Raw genomic sequence first — 18467 nt, forward strand, 5'->3', positions numbered from 1 at the left:
ATTTGACCGCCAGAAATAGCAGGGTGTTATCGATCAACTCCAGAAGGTAGTGTGCCCGATGAGCGGCATGCACACCCTTACATGGCATTAGTTCTTATTTTTGTCATCATCCTGTCCGAGCCTTGTCACGACCCGGAGGATAAAATGGTGGATACGGGGCAATCTCCTAGCGCAGCAGCCTCCCAGCCCGTCCCGGATCCATCGCCAACGAGCCGAGCAACCCGGTTCCGGCGTACGCTCCTCCGCCACGACCTGCCCGCGTCGTTCGTGGTCTTCCTCGTCGCGGTCCCGCTCTCCCTGGGCATCGCGGCGGCCTCCGGCGCACCACTGCTCGCCGGCATCATCGCCGCGGTGGTCGGCGGAATCGTGGTCGGCGCCATCGGCGGCGCACCACTGCTGGTCAGCGGCCCGGCCGCCGGGCTCTCGGTGATCGTGGCAGACCTGGTGCTCCGCCACGGCTGGATGGCCACCGCCGCCATGGTCACCCTCGCCGGTTTGGTCCAGATCGTCCTCGGACTCAGCCGGTTCGGCCGAGCCGCGCTGATGCTCTCCCCCGCGGTGGTGCACGGCATGCTCGCCGGCATCGGCATCGTGATCGCCCTCAGCCAGCTGCACGTCGTGCTCGGCGGCGCACCGCAGCGCTCGGTCTGGGAGAACCTCCGCGAACTACCGGCCCAACTCGTCGGATACCACGACGCCGCGGTCCTGGTCGGTGTGGTCACGGTCGCCGTACTGCTCGTCTGGCCCCGGCTGGTACGGGTGTCGTATCTGCCCGCGCCGCTGGTCGCCATCGCCGTGGCCACCGCGATGGCAACCGGCCTGGGGCTCGATCTCACCCGGGTCGCCCTACCCGACGATCCACTCAGCTACCTGACGCTGCCCCGGTGGCCGGACGCTCCCCTGGCCGACGTGCTCTCCGGGGTGTTCCTGCTCGCCGTGGTCGCCAGCGTCGAATCCCTGCTCTCCGCGGTCGCGGTGGACCGGCTGCACGACGGCCCACGGGCCAGGCTCGACCGCGAGCTGATCGCCCAGGGTGTGGCGAACTCCGCCTCCGGCGCACTGGGCGGGTTGCCGGTCACCGGCGTGATCGTCCGCAGCTCGGCGAACGTGGAGGCGGGTGCCCGTACTCGCGCTTCGGCGATCATGCACGGACTGTGGATCGCCGTCTTCGCGTTGCTCCTGGCCAGCGTGTTGGAGCTGATCCCGATGTCCGCGCTGGCCGGAGTGCTGGTGATCGTCGGGCTGCGGCTGATCAGCGTGGCCCACGTACGCGACCTGATGCGGCACCGGGAGTTCCCCGCGTACGCGGTCACCGTGGCCGGGGTCGTCTTCCTCGACCTGGTCACCGGCGTACTGCTCGGGATGGCGGTGGCGCTGGTCTCGGCGCTGTACCGGCTCACCCACTGGCGCATCGACGTCGACCGGCGTGGCGCCGACGACTGGCTCGTGCAGATCACCGGCACCCTGCTCTTCCTCGGCGCCGGACGGCTCAACCAGGAACTGCGCCGACTCCCGCCCGGCGCGCGGGTCCACCTGGAACTGCGCCTCGACTTCCTCGACCACGCCGCCTTCGGGGTGATCCAGCAGTGGCGGGCCGGCTACGAACGCAACGGCGGTCAGGTACGGGTGGAGGAGGCGCTGGACGGCTGGTTCGACCGTGCCGTACGGGACCGGCTCGGCAACCGCAAGAGCCTGCCGGAACGACTGCCACGCTGGCTCGCCCCCTGGTCACACTGGCAGGGCGGCGCACCAGCACCGGCCCGGCGCGAGAACGGGCAACCGAGCGGGGCGTCCGAAACCCCGCCGAGCGGCGAGATCGGCGGCAACATGCTGGTGGGCGTACGGGAGTTCCAGCGCCGGGTCGCCCCGCTGGTCCGGCCCTACCTCACGGAACTTGCCCGCGACGGGCAGCGCCCGGACGAACTCTTCATCACCTGCGCCGACTCCCGGCTGGTGCCCAACCTGGTCACCTCGAGCGGGCCGGGCGACCTGTTCTGCCTGCGCAACATCGGCAACATCGTGCCCCGGCACGGCACCCCCGGCGACCACAGCGTCGGCGCCGCGATCGAGTACGCGACCGACGTCCTGCAGGTCTCCACCATCACCGTCTGCGGGCACTCCGACTGCGGGGCCATGCGCGCGGTCCTCCAGGGCGGAGTGGCCCGGGAGTCGCACCTCGGCTCCTGGCTCAGCCACGTACGCCTCGGCGGGCGACGCGACGACCGGCGCGGGTCGGCGGTGCCACCGCCCCGGGACGCGGCCGGCCCGCCGCATGATCCGGCCGCGCTGGAACGCCAGGCCCTGGCCAACGTCGCCCAGCAAATCGCCAACCTCCAGACCTATCCGAGTGTCCGGCGGCGGCTCGACGCCGACCAGCTCACCCTGGTCGGTCTCTACTTCGACCTGCACGAGGCACGGATGTACCTGGTGGACGCCGGCAACGGTGCCCGGCGTCCACTGCCTCTCTGAACCGTCCGACCTCTCTGAACCGTCCGACCTCTCTGAACCGTCCGACCTCTCTGAACCGTCCGACCTCTCTGAACCGTCCGACCTCTCTGAACCGTTTCGCTGGACAAACCACGGCGCCCGGGGCGGCGTACCCGACGAGCCGACCGCCGGGGGGATTGGCGGAGGACACTCACCGGGTACGCCGCACGGGCGAACCGCCCGCAGGGCACCTGTGATCAACACAAGCACCGCGGTACGGCAACCGGCACCGGTCTTGACGTGATCACTACGCCGCCGGCCCCGGTGCTGACGCCGCAACCACACCCGCGTCAAGGAAACGTCGGGATCACCGGTTCGGCCGTGGTGAACGCGTGAAGATCCGTGATCCGGGCGCGCCGGAGCGCCACGATCGGCACATGCACAGCCCGACCCTGCCCCGCCGTACCGCCAGCACCGATGGCGGCGGCACCGCACGGCCACGACCGGCGGACCTGCTCGCCCGGACGCCGGCCCGGATCGAGGCGCTGGTCTGCGTACGGCTGGCCGCCAGCACCGATGGCGGCGGCACCGCACGGCCACGACCGGCAGACCTGCTCGCCCGGACGCCGGCCCGGATCGAGGCGCTGGTCTGCGTACGGCTGGCCGCCAGCACCGACGGCGGCCGGTTCGCCCGACACCTGCGCACCGACCCCCGGGTGGTCGCCGCGTGGTGGGTCGCCGCCGACATCGACCTGATGGTGCGGCTGTCCTGCGCCGGGCTGCCCGAGTTGAACACCGCCGTCGCCGACCTGCGGCTGCGCGGCGGCGCCTCGGAAACCGTCACCCACCTGCTACTGCGCCCGCTCGACATCCCCGAGCAGGCCACCGCCGAGCCCGAAGGCGAACCGTCATGACCCTGGCCGAACTCATCCCCTCGCTGCGTACGTCACTCCCCGCCCACCTGCACGGCGACGTGTGGCCCTCGATGGCCCACCGCGACGAGCACGGCGAGATCTCGGTCGGCGAGGTGCATCTCGGAGAACTCGCCGAACAGTTCGGTACCCCGGCGTACGTCCTGGACGAGGCGGACGTACGCCGACGCTGCCGGGAGTACGCGAACGCGTTCGGCCCCGCCAACGTCGTGTACGCGGCAAAGGCGCTGACCTGCCGGGGCGTACTGCGGTGGATCGCCGACGAGGGGCTGTCGCTGGGCGTGCACTCGGCCGGGCAGCTCGCCACCGCCGCCGCCGTCGGTTTCCCGGCCGACCGGATTGTGCTCCAGGGTGACGCCAAGAGCCCGACCGACCTGGCCGCCGCGCTGGACTACGGCGTCGGCACGATCGTGATCGAGTCAAGCTCCGAGATACCGCGCCTGGCCGCGCTGCTGCGACGCCGGCAGCGGGTGCTGCTGCGGGTGCTGCCCGACTGGGACACCGGCCGAGTGGAGACGATGTCGATGCTGCCCGCGGCGCCGGTCGCGGACCGGTTCGGGGTGCCGGCGGCCGGCACCAGCCTGGACGAGATGGTCCGCCGGATCACCGACCAGCCGATGCTGGAACTGGTCGGACTCGACTTCTTCCTCGGCTCGCAGACCTCCCGCTTCGGCGGCTACGAGCGGGCGATCCACCACCTGGTGGCCACCATGGCGACCCTGGCCCAACGGCACGGCACCCAGCTCAGCGAGATCAACATCGGGGGTGGGCACGCCGTACCCGGCACCGACGCCGACGGGCAGTTCGCCCTCGACGCGTTCGCCTCCCGCGCCCGTAAGGTGCTCCGGGTCGCCTGCGACGAACACGACCTGCCGGTGCCGAGGCTGGCGGTGGCGCCCGGTCGGGCCATCGTGGCGCGGGCCGGCGTGGCGCTCTACCGGGTGCTCGCCGTACGCCGTGACCCGGACGGGCACCAACTCGTCGCGGTCGACGGCGGGCTGAGCGACAACCCGCGCCCGGCGCTCTACGGCGCCCGGTACACCGCCGTCCTGCTCGGCCGGCTCAGCCGCGCGCAGGAGCAGCGGACCACCGTCGTCGGCCGGCACGACGAGCCCGGCGACGTGCTCGTACGCGACGCGCCCCTGCCGGGCGACCTGCGCCCCGGCGACCTGCTCGCGGTGCCCTGCTCCGGGGCGTACCAGCTCAGCCTCGCCTCGAACTACAACCTGGTGCCCCGGCCGCCGCTGGTGGCGGTCAACAACGGCCGGACCCGGCTGCTGGTACGGGCCGAGACGGTGGACGACGTACTCGCCCGCGACCTCGACCCTGCCTCCCCCAGCGACTGACCGCGGGCACCGGCAGGGCCGACGGTGACAGGGGTGCCACCGTCGGCCCTGCCGTGTCTCAGCGTGTGGCCACCGCCGGTTCGGCGGGTGGCGACCCGGTCAGGCTCCGGTGTGGACGGTGTCGGTGCTCGGGGCCGGCTCCCCCTGCGGTGCACCGGACGCCGCCGCGACCTGCGCCGGTTCCGGGTCGGCGAACGCCTCGACCGGGATCCCCGGCCAGCGGGCGAACGCGGTGTCGAGGAAGTATTGCTGCCCCGGGTCCCAGGTGTGGCCGGACTCGCGGCGGTGGTAGACGTAGCCGAACGGGTGGGTTCGGTAGATCACCGCGCCGTCACGCCGGAGCCGCTCGATCACCCCGTAGTCGACCGACCGGGGCACCGGCCGCCAGCCACCGACCGCTTCGAGATCGCCCCTGGCCAGCAGCATGGTTCCGCCGGCCACCATCTCGCCGGTGGACTCGGGCACCCCGGACGGACGCCGTACCGTGACGCCGAGGGTCTCCAGGAAGACGAACTCGGTGCCCTTGCCGACCAGCGTGGCCCCGGAGTAGTGCCGGGCCAGCACCAGGTCCCAGACGTGCTCGATGCCGTAGCTGTCGTCGTCGTCGAACTTCGTCACCAGGCTGCCCCGGGCCCGCCGGGTCGCCTCGCCGAGCGCGGCACCGAACCCGGTGCTGGCCGTCACCGGCACGATTTCGTACGGGCGGCCGGACTCGGCGAGCATCGTCGCCACCTCGGCCGGCAGCTCGATGCCGTGCAGGCAGAGGATGATCTCCAGCTCGGGGTAGGTCTGGTCGACGATCGCCTTGACCGCCCCGGCCAGCATCTCCGACCGGCGGGTGGCCAGGATCGCGCTGACCGACGGCGGGCGCCGCAGTTCGGGCAGGGCGTCGGCGGTCACCCTCGGCAGCGCGAACCCGGCGGCGTGACCGCGCAGCGCGGCCCGGCGCTGCCGTACGCTGCGCGCCTCCAGCGCCAGCGGCTCGTCCGGCAGCGGCGTGGTCAGCAGTTCCCGCAGCTCCGGCTGGATCAGCCCGGCGACCTGCGGCGGCAGCGCCGGTACGCGCAGCAGTGCCCCGGTCATCGCCAACTGGACCAGCAGCGCGGCGGTGTCGACCGGCCGCTCGTCGGTCAGCGGTGGGCAGTCCACCGCCTTGACCAGGCGCAGGGTGGCCAGCGTCGCCGAGTCCAGTCCGGCACCGCCCAGCGGATGCCGGTCGGCCTCACTGCGCGCCCGTCGGGCCCGCCCCCGCGGGTCCAGGTCGAGCCGTACGGTGGCCGCCTCGGGCTGGTACGAGCTGGCCCGGCGCCCCCTCGGGTTGATCCGGCGGGCGTCCACCAGCACCACGGTCCCGCCGTCGGGGGTCTGTACGTCGTGCCGACCGGCCGGCACCGCCACCGCGTACGGGTGGTCCTCGGCCGATTCGCCCGGCTGCGCCACGCTCGGGTCGCGCAGCACCACGTCGTGTGCCCGGATGTCGGTGCTCAGCGGCAACTCATCGGCCACCACGGACGCGCCGAGCTGCCCCGGCAGGTACGCCGGCAGCCCGCCCTGGCTGGTCAGGCTCGCGCTCACCGGTGCGGGCAACGGTCGGGCCGGGCCGAACGCCTCCACCGAGGCGCGCACGATGTCGCGCAGCGGGACGGGTTTGCGCAGCCGTACCCGGACGGTGGCGGGGCCGCGTCCGAGGCGGGGCAGGGCCACCCGCTGCCGGACCAGGTGGTCCAGCGGACCGATCCGGCCGGACCAGCCGCTACGCGGCGAGCGCCAGTAGGCGACGACGATGCGGGCTCGACTGGTCGGGGTCAGCGTCTCGGGATACTCGGCCAGGAGATCACGCAACCGGTCCAGCGTGCCGGCGAGGACCAGCACGCCATGGGAGCCGGGGATTCTCAGCGTCCGCAGGCCGACGAGACGGCCCAACCGCTCGCTGAGCACCGGCGGCGGACCGTTGACCAGTCTCCACGTACCGCCTGCGTTGGCGCCCCGCGACTCAGTTGTGGCTTTCGGCATGCCTCATCCTGTTTTGATCGGTGACCGTCGAACCACTCTACGCGGCGCGGGAGAACCCGCCTGCGGGCGCCGTCCGGTCAACCGCTGCCGTACCTGCCAGGCCGTCATGAGCAGCTCGAACAGTTGGTACGCACCGATCGCGACCAGCCGCTGCTTCAACCCGTCGTTGCCGGCTGCCACCGGGGCGCCGCCCGGCGGCAGGTGCCGGCGGTACTGCGCGGTGATCCGGGCGAAGAACGTACGGCGCATCGGTCCGGGCACCCGGCTCGCGTGTCCGAGGACCTGGAGGCAGTGCCAGATCATCCGCTGGAAGATCACCGGGCGCAGGGTGGTGAAGTCGCCGGGGCGGGAGTCCATGTACGCGAACACCCGGTCCCACTGGTCGAACACCTCGAGGTGACGTTCGCTCACCGTACGGGTGATCGCCCCCTGCTGGCGCTGCCGGTACGCGTAGCAGTCCCGGTCGAGCAGGCTGATCCGTTCCGACGCGAGCATCAGCGGCAGGATGAACGCGACATCCTCGTACCAGCCGGGGCCGAAGGTGATGCCGGTCCGTGCCAGGAACTCCCGCCGGACCACCTTGTTGCAGGCGATCCAGAGGTGGTTGAGCAGGCCCGGAACCTCGGCGAAGGTGAAGGTCTGCGGCACCGGTCGGCCGCCGTGCACGGCGGACACCGGGTGGTCCTCGACCCGGCCGTCCCAGTAGACCCGCGCGTACCCGGTGACGAGCAGGTCGGGGGTGGTCTGCGCGAGCCGGTCGGCGACCGCCTGCAGGGTGCCCGGCGGCAACCAGTCGTCGCTGTCCACGCACCAGACGTAGGTGCCGGTGGCATGCTGCAGACCGGTGTTGCGGGCCGCGCCCAGTCCGACGTTTCCCGGCAGGGTCACCACCCTGATCCGGCTGTCCATCGCCGCGTAGCGGGCGAGGATCTCGGCGGAGCCGTCCGGTGAGGCGTCGTCGACCGCGATCACCTCGAAGTCGGTGAACGACTGGTCGAGCAGGGAGTCGAGGCACTCCGCGAGGTACTCCTCGACCCGGTACACCGGGACGATCAAGCTGAGCAGGGCCACCGCTGTCCACCTCCGGGTGCATGGGGCGGACCCAGCCTCAGGTAACCGGAAGGCGCGACAGCGGACACCACGTTAACGCGGGGTGACCAGGTAACGACGGCTGACCGGCCTACGAACGCTGGCTTGCCCGAATCCGGAACATTCCAGCGGAATGCCCGCTCTCGATGGTCGGTCGGTGAATCCCCTGCTCAGGATGGTCGGTTCGGGCGCCGGGCGAGCAGCGGCAGTGGTTTCGGCTCGACCAGCGGGGGCGGGTTGGCCGAGGCCGCGGTCCGGGTGAGCAGTGCCGCCAGCCCGGCCCTGGTCGCGACCACCAGCAGGCGGTCGGTGCGGACCAGGGGTCGTCGGTCCGGCAGCGACCAGAGGGTCTGCCCGACCCGTCCGGTCCGCACCGCGATCAGCCGTACCTCGTGCGGCCGGCTGACCTCGGGGCAGAACTCGCCCTCGAGCGCCGACCCGGCGCCGACCGGTATCTCGGCGACCAGCAGGACCCGCCGCCCGACCGAGACGGTGTCGATCACCTCGCGGCCGAGCAGTGCCGCGGCGAAGGCGGGCGCGGCCAGGTAGGAGACGCTCCGCGAGATGTTGATCCCGAACAACCGCCGAATCCGACCCGCGAACTCCTCGTCGAACAGCCGCAGCACCACTCGCAGTGGCGGTCGTGGATCCGCGGCCGGTCCGCCCCGGTCCTGGTCCGTTCGGTGTACGGAGCGCGCCAGCAGCGCGGTCTCCAGGTTCGTCACGTCGTCGGCACACAGCACCACCAGCGCCCGGCAGGTCTGCACCGAAGCCGCGCGCAGCGTCTCGGCGCTGTTCGCGTTCCGGACCAGGACCGGGATGTCGAGGTCCCGCGCGACCTGCACGCCCCGGGCGTCGGCGGCCCGGTCGATGGCGACCACACCGATCCCGAGGGCGTGCAACTCCTCGACCACCCGGGTGCCGATGTTGCCCAGGCCGACCACGACCACGTGACCGGAGATCGGCTCGGTGAGTACGCCGGCCGCCAGCGCCAGCCGGACGTTCACCACCAGCCCGACCAGCAGCACGGTGACGGTCGGGATCAGTGCCACCCCGGCGAGTACGAGCACGAGCTGCACCACCTGCTCGCTGGCCGAGCCGGTGAGGTCGGCGTCGGCCCCGCCCAGGGCGGTGACCGCGGTCAGGTAGGCGGCCTGCCAGAAACTCAGGTCGCGCAGCACGGCGAGGGTGAGGGTGCCGACGAGCAGCAGTCCGGCCACCGAGCCGAGGGCGAGCCGCAGCTTGCGGTCGAGCAGCAGCCGGGTGGTCCGCAGCGGCCGCCGCCGACGGCGTTTGACGGGCCGCGGTCGGGCACCGGAGACCCGGGCGAGGACAAGGTCCGCGTCGGCGTCCCGCTCCGGCAGCGTCACCGGTCCGGCCTGCCCGCCGGTGACCGCCAGCCCGCAGAGGATGTCGTCCGGGTCGGCGACCCCGTCCCGGTTGACCGCCATCAGCAACTCGTCGGGCAGCCGGACGTACCGTGGGGTGTCGTCGCCGAGCGCGGCGGCGACGAAGGCCGGCGCGGCGATCTCCGACCCGGACAGTACGTCGCAGTCGCCGAGCATCGCGGCTACGCCCTCACCGAGCACCGGGTTGAAGATCCGGACCACGATCCGGACGGTCGGGCTGACCTCGCGGGCCATCATCGCCGCGTCGACGTTGTCGATGTCGTCCCGTCCGACCAGGGCGAGCGCGGCGGCGTGCTCCACGCCGACGTGCCGGAGCACCTCCTGGCTGAGCCGGGGCGCGACGACGACGACCGGGCGCAGCGCCGGGTCACCGTTCTCCGGGCGGAGCCCGGCGATGTCCGGTGCCTGGCCGGCGGACATGGAGCCGAGGATCACCGTGACCGGCGCGTGGTAGGTGTCCATCAGCTCGGCGACCAGTCGACGGGCGAGCGGATTGTCGCCCCAGACCACGAAGTGCCCGTCCCGCCCGGCTCCGGTCGGCTCCGCCGGCCGCACGGGCGCACCGGTCCCGGACGACGGCTCTACGGCGGGCGTCGGATCACCGGACACGGCTCGATGATATGCAGGCCGAGCACGTCATCCGGCCCGTCCGTCCACCGAGGATCATGCCGATCCGGGTTGTCATCCCGAGTTCGGGCCCCGGCCATCGGCGGGGTGATCGGTGTTCAGCGCGGCCCGTACGCCATTCAGGATCTGCGGGCGGGCAGCCGATCGGTGGCGTCGTAGGACGTCCGGGCCCGCTCGACCTGACCGAGGTTCGCGTCGGACCACTGGGCGAGGGTGTGGAACAGCGGGGCCAGGCTGCGCCCGAGGTCGCTGATCTCGTACTCCACCCGGGGCGGGATCTCCGGGTGGTACGTCCGCACGACCAGACCGTCGCGTTCCAGTTGCCGCAGCCGCTGGGTGAGCACCTTCGGCGTGATGCTGGTGATCCGGCGTTCCAACTCCACGAACCGCTGCCGACCGTGCTCGTTGAGGCTCCAGAGGATCGGCGTGGTCCAGCGACTGAAGACGATGTCGACCACGGGCCCGATCGGGCAGGCCAGTTCCGGAGCGCTCGACGCGTCCGGGCGGGTGGCGGCGCCGCTGATGCGGGGCTGTTCGTCGCCGGAGCCACTCATTCGGATTCCCCCAGGGTAGTCACTTTCCTGTAGGTACCTACTATACCGAGCCTGTTAGTTTCGCTGGGTCACGGCGACGACCTGGCTTTTCGCCGCTGATCCGGCACCGCACACCGGTGGTGTCGGCACCCGTCCAGAAAGACTGGGAGCTGTTCATGATCGTGGTAGCGGGAGCGACCGGGAACGTCGGCCGACCACTCGTAGCGGCGCTGAGCGCGGCCGGTGAGCAGGTGACGGCAGTCTCGCGGGGCACGGCCGAATCGGCCATACCCCCGGGGGTACGTCACCGAGCGGCGGACCTGGCCGAACCGGAAACCCTCCGACCGGTGCTCGACGGCGCCGAGGCGCTGTACCTCCTCGTCTCCGGCGCCGGAGCACACCTCGACGCGTACAAGATCCTCGACGTCGCGAAGACGGGCGGGGTGCGGCGCGTGGTCCTGCAGTCCTCCCAGGCCGCCGGCACCCGACCGGGGTCGGTGTCCCATGCGCCGCTGCTGCGGATCGAGGACGCACTGCGGCAGTCGGGGCTCGACTGGACCATCCTGCGACCGGGCGGTTTCGACTCCAACGCGTTCGCCTGGGCCGACGGGATCCGGGAACGGCGGACGGTGGCGGCACCGTTCGGCGACGTGGGCCTGCCGACCATCGACCCCGCCGACATCGCCGAGGTCGCGGCCGTGGTGCTACGCAAGCGCGGCCACACCGGCCGGACGTACGAGCTGACCGGTCCGGCATTGGTCTCGTCCCGCGAGCGGGCTCGGACGATCGGTGACGCGCTCGGCACGCCCGTACGCTTCGTCGAACAGAGCCGGGACGAGGCGCGGACGCAGATGCTGCGGTTCATGCCCGAGCCGGTCGTGGACGGCACCCTCGCCATCCTCGGCTCGCCCACGCCCGCCGAGCAGCAGGTCAGCCCCGCCGTCGAGCAGATCCTCGCCCGACCACCGCGCACCTTCGCCGACTGGGCCGTCCGCAACCTCGCCGCTTTCCGCTGACCCACCCGCCCTTCCCGAAGCACGCTCCCGCACCGGACGGGTGCCCGACGCCCACCCGTCCGGTGAAAGAGTGGGCGGATGGCGATCACCATTCGGACAGCGGTGCAGGCGGATCTGCCGGCACTGCTGGCGCTGTACGGAGAACTGCATCCGAGCGACACCCCGCTCCCGCCCGATCGGGCCGGGCAGATCTGGCGGGAGATCACCGCACAGTCCGGGCGTACGGTGCTGCTCGCGGAGGTGGACGGGGTGCCCGCCGGCACGCTCGACTGCACGGTGCTGCCGAACCTGACCCGGGGCGGCCGGCCGTTCATGCTGGTGGAGAACGTGGTGGTCGGCGCGTCCGTACGCCGTCTCGGGGTCGGCCGGGAGTTGCTCGCGGCGGCGGTCGACCGGGCCCGGTCGACGAACTGTTACAAGGTCCAGTTGCTCTCGCGGCTGACCCGGGACGAGGCGCACGCCTTCTACGAGTCGTCCGGGTTCCGGCAGATCGCCGCCGGTTTCCGCCGCTACCTGGACTGAACTTCCGCCGCCACCTGGACTGAAACGGCCGGTTGCGGGGGCGTGAACGGGACGGCGGGGATCCAAGGGTCGGGACGGAGCGGACGACCCGTCGGAGCAACTCGGCGCTGGACTAACCTTGGCCTCTGGTCGGGCTCTATGGCGCGCTCGCCCCTGATCAACGCAACGGACCGCAACGGACGGAACAAAGATCATGATCGACCAGGCCAAGACACGCGTCCTGCTGCTGGAGAACATTCACCCCGACGCGGTCTCCCGGCTGGAGTCGGAGGGATTTCTCGTCGAGTCGCTGCGCAACGCGCTGGACGAGGACGAGCTGATCGCCCGGATCGAGGGCGTGCACCTGCTCGGCATCCGCTCCAAGACGCAGGTCACCGCCCGGGTGCTGGCCGCCGCGCCGCAGCTCGTGGGGATCGGCGCGTTCTGCATCGGCACCGACCAGATCGACCTGGCCGCCGCCTCCGCGGCCGGCATCGCGGCGTTCAACGCCCCGTTCTCCAACACCCGCAGCGTGGTCGAGCTGGCCCTGGCCGAGATCATCATGCTGGCCCGGCGGCTGCCCGAGAAGAACGCCGGCATGCACGCCGGGATCTGGGACAAGGCCGCCAACGGCAGCCACGAGGTCCGCGGCCGGACGCTGGGCATCGTCGGGTACGGCAACATCGGCGCCCAGCTCTCGGTGCTCGCCGAGAACCTCGGCATGCAGGTCTACTTCTACGACACCGCCGACAAGCTCGCCCTCGGCAACGCCAAGCGCTGCGACAGCCTGAACGAGCTGCTGGAGGTGGCCGAGACGGTCACCCTGCACGTGGACGGCCGACCGGGCAACAGCGGCTTCTTCGGCGAGGAACAGTTCGCCCGGATGCGGCCCCGCAGCCTGTTCCTGAACCTGTCCCGGGGCTTTGTCATCGACTACGCCGCCCTGCGCGACCACCTGGTGAGCGGACACCTGGCCGGCGCCGGCATCGACGTGTTCCCGCACGAGCCCAAGGGTCGGGGCGACGAGTTCACCTCCGAGCTGCGCGGCCTGCCGAACGTGATCCTCACCCCGCACATCGGCGGCTCGACCGAGGAGGCGCAGGCGGACATCGGCGGGTTCGTGGCCAACAAGCTGGCCCAGTTCGTCGGCGAGGGCAACACCACGCTGAGCGTGAACCTGCCCGCGATCCAGCTCCCGGCGGCAACCGGGACTCACCGGATCGCGCACACGCACCACAACATGCCGGGCGTGCTGGCGCAGGTGAACAGCATCCTGGCCGAGCACGCGGTGAACATCGAGGGCCAACTGCTGGGCACCCGTGGCGAGTACGGCTACCTGCTCACCGACCTCGGTGCCGGTTACACCGAGGACGTCGTGCTCCAGTTGCGGGCGATGAGCCAGACGATCCGGCTGCGGGAACTGTCGTGAGCGACATCGAGGAGCAGTTGCGGGGCATCGTCGGCCCGGCGCACCTGCTGGTCGACCCGGATCTGCGCGACGCGTACGAGACGGACTGGACCCGCCGGTTCACCGGGACCGCGCGCTGCGTGGTCCGCCCGGCGGACACCGCGCAGGTCGCCGCGGTGGTGCGAGCCTGCTCGGCAGCGGGTGTGCCGATGGTCGTCCAGGGAGGCAACACCGGCCTGGTCGGCGGGGGCGTGCCGGGCGGCGGCGAGGTGCTGGTCAGTCTGACCCGGCTGACCGAACTGGAGCCGGTCGACGCAATCGAGGGCCAGGTGACCGTCGGTGCCGGCGTCACCCTGGAGAAGCTCCAGGCGCACGCCCGCCCGGCCGGACTGGATGTCGGCGTCGACCTCGCCGCCCGCTCGTCGGCGACCATCGGCGGGATGGTCGCGACCAATGCCGGTGGCATCCGGGTGCTGCGCTACGGCAGTATGCGCGACCAGCTCACCGGTCTGGAGGCGGTACTGGCCGACGGCACGGTGATCACCAGGCTCGCCGGTCTGGCCAAGGACAACACCGGGTACGACCTGACCCAGTTGCTCGCCGGCAGCGAGGGCACCCTGGCGATCATCACCCGGGTACGCCTGCGCCTGGTTCCGCTGCTGCCCGCTCGGGCGGTGGCCCTGGTCGCGGTCGACGGCACCGACGCCGCTCTCACCCTGCTCGCCGCCGCGCGCAGTCGCCTGTCGACGCTCGCCGCGGCCGAGATCTGCTACCCCGAGGGCATGGAACTGGTCCGGTCCTACGGTCGCCTGCCCGCCCCCTTCGACACCGACTACGCGGCGTACGTGCTGTTGGAGTGTGCCGGGCACACCGACCCGACCGACGAGTTGCTGGACATGCTCGGAGAGTGTGCGGCGGTCGAGGATGCCACGGTGGCCTCGGACGCGGCCGGTCGGGCGCGGCTGTGGGCGTACCGGGAGACGCACACCGAGGCGATCAACACGGCGGGCGTGCCGACGAAGCTCGACATCTGCGTACCGCTGCGCGAGCTGGCCGGGCTGGTCGCGGTCCTGCCGGAGACGGTCGAAGCGGTCGCACCGGGCGCCCGCACGATCCTGTTCGGTCACCTCGGCGAGGGCAACCTGCACGTCAACGTGCTGGGCGCGGGCGAACTGGCAGAGCAGGTGACCGACGCGGTGCTGCGGCAGGTCGCGGCCCGGCGCGGCAGCATCAGCTCCGAGCACGGGGTGGGTCGGGCGAAGGCCGAGTGGTTGTCGCTGTCCCGCTCCGCCGAGGAGATCGACGTCCTGCGCCGGATCAAGTCCGCCCTGGACCCGGCCGGTCTGCTGAACCCCGGCGTCCTGCTCTCGAAGTAGCGGCAGCTCGTGACGAACCGGTTCCTGCACCTGGCCCGGCACGGCGAGGCGATCGACGAGGGTCGGCTCAGCGAGGCCGGGCAGCAGCAGGCCAGGCTGCTGGGACGGCGGTTGGCGACCGTGCCGCTGACCGCCGTCCACCACAGCCCACTCCCCCGTGCGGTCCACACCGCGCACCTGATCGGTGAGTTCCTTCCGGGCGTACCGTTGCAGGTCGAGGACGTGCTCGGCGACTACATCCCGCCGGTGCCCGACCCGGATGCCCTGCCCGAGGTCTACACCCGTTTCCTCGACGGCGTCACCCCCACCGAGTACGCCGACGGTGCCCGCCTGGCCACAGCCGCGATCGAGCGGTACGCCCGGCCGTCGGTGTCGGAACCCGCCGGCCCGGAGCCGGCCGGGCCGGGCACGCACGAGTTGATCGTGACGCACAACTTCCTGATCGGCTGGTTCGTCCGGCACGCCCTCGACGCCCCGACCAGCGCTGGCTCGGCCTGAACCAGAGCAACTGCGCCCTGACCACGATCCTCTACCGCCCGGACCGCCCACCGGCCCTGATCCGCTTCAACGACATGTCCCACCTGCCGCCAGACCTACGCTGGACCGGCTTCCCGCCGGCTTTGAACATCTAGACCCACCCTTCGACCGGCTCCCAACGCTCCTTCACCGGAACGGCCACGCGGCTGTGACGGTTCACTACCCCTGGAGGGGTAGCAGATCGCCACAGCCTGCGGCTTCACTGACGAAACGAACCGGGATGTGGTCAGGCGTGGCCCGGATCGCGGCCGGCGAGCGCCGCGAGGCGGTCGTACAGCGGAGCGTCGTCGGTGACCGTTACCTCGGGGCCGAAGGCACGCCCGTCCGCTTCGGTGCCCCGGAACTGTGGCCGCAGCGTGTCCCGGACCCAGCGCAGCGCGAGTTGCCCGACCTCCGGGTCGAGGTCGGTCGACTGACCGGTTGCCCTGGCCAGGTCCCAGGCGTGCATCGCGAACTCGGCGATCTGCTGGTCGACCGGAAAGCGGGCCGGCACCTCGCCCATGCCGGGCAGCGTGATCGTCCCGGTCAGGTCGCCCGCGCCACGCCACGCGTCGAGCAGTTCGGCGGCGCCCTTGCCGAAGACCGCGCCCCGGTCCGACGTCAGCGCCGGGGCGGCTTCGGACCAGTCGGGCTTGCCACCCGTCGCCGTCAGGGTGAACTGGCGCAGGTCATGCACCACGTGGTCGCCGAGCTGGGCCACCGTCCACGACCGGCAGGGCGTCGGCAGATCCTGCTGGTCGTCGCGTACCCGGCCAAGGAGCTCACCAACCTGGTCCAGCGCTCGCGACAGCAGGACAATCGGCTCGTTCTCCGGCGCCATGACGAAATCTCCCTGGTCGTGGTGGGTTTCTACCGAAAAGCAGACAACCACGTCCGTACGACAGGTGGGTGCGTCCAAGTGAACCACCACGCCGACCCCTGTTCATGACAACACGTACGCCGCGATGACAACGCGTACGCCGATGCTCGTCGGCCGCTGCTGTCGATTCCGGGCCGGTCGTTCGTCGCAGGAGTGAAGACGACAACATCTGATCGGAGAATCCCATGGCCCAGTACGCGATCCTGCTGTTCGCGAACGCCCCTGCCGACGCCGCGGACCTGACTCCGGAGGAGCAGCAGGCGCATCAGCGGCACGGCGAGGACGTGGAGAGGTTCGGCGGCACCATGCTCGCGGCGTTCGCGCTGCAACCGAGCACCACGGCGACCTCGGTGCGCGGCGACGTCGTAACCGACGGCCCCTTCCTCGACACCAAGGAGGTCATCGCCGGCGTCTACGTGATCGAGGCCCCCGACCTGGACGCCGCCCTGGAGATCGCCCGGCGGAACCCCGCCACCCAGCAGGGTGGCGGGGTCGAGGTGCGCCCGGTCGCGAGCGGCTTCGTAGGCGTATCGACCACCGGTGGCTGACGGACCGACGACGTCAGGACGGGGGGTCGTCGGGCACCGGCAGCGTTCACCGGCAGACGACCCCCACGCATCCGTTCAGGTCGCCGGTGGAGACGTTGCCGCCACCGTCGCGGACACTGCCGGGCGGCAGCGCCTCGATGCCGTGGTCGGCGTTGCTCTGGGTACGGTTCCCGGTGACCAGGATGTCGCTGCCGACCGGCACGTTCGTGTGCAGCCCGTCGTCGTTGGGCCGGCCGGCGGCGTCGTTCTCACCCGAGGCGTAGCCGTTGCCGGTGAACCGGTTGCCGGTGACGCTGATCCGGGCCGGCGACGCTCCGATCGCGGGGGCCTCGAAGAACAGCCCGTTTCCGCCGTTGTCGGTGAAGGTGTTCCGGGCGACGGCCAGTCCGTCGATGACCGCGAGGAGGCCGACCCGGACGTACATCCCGTAGAAGTGGTTGGTGAACTCGTTCTCGATCACCCGGGTGTTGCTCGCGGGCCCGTCGATCACCAGCCCGAACTCGGATGCCCGCAGGCTGTTGCGCTGGACGGTCACGTCTTCGACCGCGATGCCGAGCTGGATGGTGCCGCCGGTGAGGTCGTTGCCGCTGATGGTCACCTCGTTGGACTCGGAGACCCGAATCCCGCTCTGGCTGAAGTGGTTGTCGCGCACCACCGTGCGGTTCGCCTCCGATGCGGTGACGCGGCCGCCCCGGAAGATGTTGTCGGCGATCAGTGATCCGTGGGTGTTGATGCTCAGGTCGATCCCGCCGTGCACCCTGACGCCGCGAATGGCGATCCCGGTGGAGTTCGTCGCCACCACGGCCGGCGTACCGCTCGCAACCGCTTCTATGGCACCCTGGGCGATCCGCAGACCGGAGACGGACTCGGCCTGCACACCGCCGTCGTCTCCCGGGGAGTCGGAACCGTTGCGTAGCAGGCGTACGTTCTCGATCACCGTGTTGCGGGTGGAGTCGAGGGTGACCCCCCATGCGAAGTCGATGATCGCGCCGTTGCGGATACGCAGTCCATTTCGCTGGGTCGCGGAGATACCGACACCGCTGGTACGCGGGCCGCTGACGACATGCTGGTTGAGGTCCACGGTGACGCCGTTCGCGCCGATCACCAGGGCGTCGCCGGTGCAGCGCAGATCGGCCCGCAGGGTCACGTCCCTGGTGATGGTGTCACCGCAGCGTACGGGCGGGGCCGCCAGGGCCGACGTCGGCGTGGCCGACATTGTCAGACCTGCGGCGAGGAACAGGATCGTTCCGGTATGGAGCAGCGTTCGAACCCTAATCATCTCTCTCACCTGCACAAACTCGGAGGGGCCAGAAGGGAGAGAGTAGTTACGCTGCGTGATCGAGTGGTAACTTAGTCGTCTAGCCGACCGCGCGGTCCGGACCACACATCTTCACAGCGCCCGCACCCCACCTGCACCATCGACCGATCGGGCGTCCATACGATCTGATCATGCCGCTGACGCTGCCCACCCATCCCGTCGCCGTTGTCCTCTTGAAACGGTGGCGACCTCGCTGGTTCGACGGGGTGGCTCTGACAACCGGCGCGATCGCGCCCGACGTGGCGTACTCGGCCTGGTGCGTCATCCGTGGTGGGTCAGCACGACCTCGGCACTGGTCGGCGCGGTCAGCCACATCGGGTGGGACGCGTTCACCCACCCGAGCCTCGACCGAGGTCGCGTCGCCTTCCCGTTCCTGCACGCCCAGGTGTGGCAGGGCGTGCCGTGGTGGGAGTTCCTGTCCACCGCCTCCGACGTCTTCGGCTTCGCCGCGAGCGCGGCCTTGATCGTCCACATCGGCCGATCGCGGCTGCTGCGGCGTTGACACGGATCACCGCCGTCGGTCGCGCC

At 71.2% G+C, this 18467-nt stretch carries 16 protein-coding genes and 1 pseudogene; 11 read left to right on the forward strand and 6 right to left on the reverse strand.

Features of this window, described 5'->3' with window-relative positions; all coding sequences use genetic code 11:
- Positions 1 to 252: 252 nt before the first annotated feature.
- From AB0J90_RS00335 to lysA, 3 genes are all read left to right on the forward strand, one after another.
- On the forward strand, positions 253 to 2469 hold the full coding sequence (locus AB0J90_RS00335) for a bifunctional SulP family inorganic anion transporter/carbonic anhydrase (protein WP_363591373.1): 2217 nt from the start codon (positions 253 to 255) through the stop codon (positions 2467 to 2469).
- Between the two features lie 395 nt (positions 2470 to 2864).
- Positions 2865 to 3341, forward strand: coding sequence for an Lrp/AsnC ligand binding domain-containing protein (locus AB0J90_RS00340; RefSeq protein WP_363590684.1), 477 nt, complete (start codon positions 2865 to 2867; stop codon positions 3339 to 3341).
- A complete protein-coding gene (lysA, locus tag AB0J90_RS00345) occupies positions 3338 to 4705 on the forward strand; it encodes a diaminopimelate decarboxylase (RefSeq protein WP_363590685.1) in 1368 nt (455 codons plus the stop codon). Before AB0J90_RS00340 ends, lysA begins: the two co-directional genes overlap by 4 nt.
- A gap of 99 nt (positions 4706 to 4804) precedes the next feature.
- Here lysA and AB0J90_RS00350 read toward each other — a convergent pair whose 3' ends face one another.
- The 4 genes from AB0J90_RS00350 to AB0J90_RS00365 form a co-directional block, all read right to left on the reverse strand.
- Positions 4805 to 6718, reverse strand: a complete 1914-nt coding sequence (locus AB0J90_RS00350) for a glycosyltransferase (RefSeq protein ID WP_363590686.1) — start codon at positions 6716 to 6718, stop codon at positions 4805 to 4807.
- A gap of 3 nt (positions 6719 to 6721) precedes the next feature.
- Positions 6722 to 7789, reverse strand: coding sequence for a glycosyltransferase family 2 protein (locus AB0J90_RS00355; RefSeq protein ID WP_363590687.1), 1068 nt, complete (start codon positions 7787 to 7789; stop codon positions 6722 to 6724).
- 188 nt (positions 7790 to 7977) lie between these two features.
- Entirely contained in the window at positions 7978 to 9825 is a 1848-nt protein-coding gene (locus AB0J90_RS00360; RefSeq protein WP_363590688.1) for an NAD-binding protein, read from the reverse strand.
- 137 nt (positions 9826 to 9962) lie between these two features.
- Positions 9963 to 10397, reverse strand: a complete 435-nt coding sequence (locus AB0J90_RS00365; protein WP_363590689.1) for a helix-turn-helix domain-containing protein — start codon at positions 10395 to 10397, stop codon at positions 9963 to 9965.
- Positions 10398 to 10552: 155 nt separating this feature from the next.
- On the opposite strand from AB0J90_RS00365, the gene AB0J90_RS00370 reads away from it, so the two are divergent.
- The 5 genes from AB0J90_RS00370 (at position 10553) to AB0J90_RS00390 (ending at position 15175) form a co-directional block, all read left to right on the forward strand.
- Positions 10553 to 11392: an NAD(P)H-binding protein gene (locus AB0J90_RS00370; RefSeq protein ID WP_363590690.1), complete on the forward strand. Its 840-nt coding sequence runs from the start codon at positions 10553 to 10555 to the stop codon at positions 11390 to 11392.
- 78 nt (positions 11393 to 11470) lie between these two features.
- The gene (locus tag AB0J90_RS00375) at positions 11471 to 11914 is read left to right on the forward strand and encodes a GNAT family N-acetyltransferase (protein WP_363590691.1); all 444 of its coding nucleotides are present in this window, start codon (positions 11471 to 11473) and stop codon (positions 11912 to 11914) included.
- 193 nt (positions 11915 to 12107) lie between these two features.
- Positions 12108 to 13322 carry a phosphoglycerate dehydrogenase gene (gene serA / locus AB0J90_RS00380; RefSeq protein WP_363590692.1) on the forward strand — a complete coding sequence of 405 codons (1215 nt, stop codon included), beginning with the start codon at positions 12108 to 12110 and terminating at the stop codon, positions 13320 to 13322.
- Entirely contained in the window at positions 13319 to 14677 is a 1359-nt protein-coding gene (locus tag AB0J90_RS00385; RefSeq protein WP_363590693.1) for an FAD-binding oxidoreductase, read from the forward strand. The genes serA and AB0J90_RS00385 overlap by 4 nt, the downstream gene beginning before the upstream one ends.
- Before the next feature lie 9 nt (positions 14678 to 14686).
- Complete coding sequence (locus AB0J90_RS00390) at positions 14687 to 15175, forward strand: histidine phosphatase family protein (protein WP_363590694.1); 489 nt, start codon at positions 14687 to 14689, stop codon at positions 15173 to 15175.
- Positions 15176 to 15440: 265 nt separating this feature from the next.
- On the opposite strand, the gene AB0J90_RS00395 is transcribed toward AB0J90_RS00390, so the two are convergent.
- A complete protein-coding gene (locus AB0J90_RS00395) occupies positions 15441 to 16034 on the reverse strand; it encodes a TIGR03086 family metal-binding protein (protein ID WP_363590695.1) in 594 nt (197 codons plus the stop codon).
- A gap of 224 nt (positions 16035 to 16258) precedes the next feature.
- Between AB0J90_RS00395 and AB0J90_RS00400 the strand changes: the two genes are divergently transcribed.
- Complete coding sequence (locus AB0J90_RS00400) at positions 16259 to 16621, forward strand: YciI family protein (protein WP_363590696.1); 363 nt, start codon at positions 16259 to 16261, stop codon at positions 16619 to 16621.
- 46 nt (positions 16622 to 16667) lie between these two features.
- On the opposite strand, the gene AB0J90_RS00405 is transcribed toward AB0J90_RS00400, so the two are convergent.
- The gene (locus AB0J90_RS00405) at positions 16668 to 17900 is read right to left on the reverse strand and encodes a right-handed parallel beta-helix repeat-containing protein (protein WP_363590697.1); all 1233 of its coding nucleotides are present in this window, start codon (positions 17898 to 17900) and stop codon (positions 16668 to 16670) included.
- A 170-nt stretch (positions 17901 to 18070) separates the two neighbouring features.
- On the opposite strand from AB0J90_RS00405, the pseudogene AB0J90_RS00410 reads away from it, so the two are divergent.
- Positions 18071 to 18175: pseudogene (locus AB0J90_RS00410) on the forward strand (DUF4184 family protein); the annotation flags it as partial.
- 20 nt (positions 18176 to 18195) lie between these two features.
- Positions 18196 to 18441 carry a DUF4184 family protein gene (locus AB0J90_RS00415; protein WP_363590698.1) on the forward strand — a complete coding sequence of 82 codons (246 nt, stop codon included), beginning with the start codon at positions 18196 to 18198 and terminating at the stop codon, positions 18439 to 18441.
- The last annotated feature ends 26 nt before the right edge of the window (positions 18442 to 18467 follow it).

This window comes from Micromonospora sp. NPDC049523 (assembly GCF_040676775.1).
In the GTDB taxonomy this organism is placed as follows: domain Bacteria; phylum Actinomycetota; class Actinomycetes; order Mycobacteriales; family Micromonosporaceae; genus Micromonospora_G.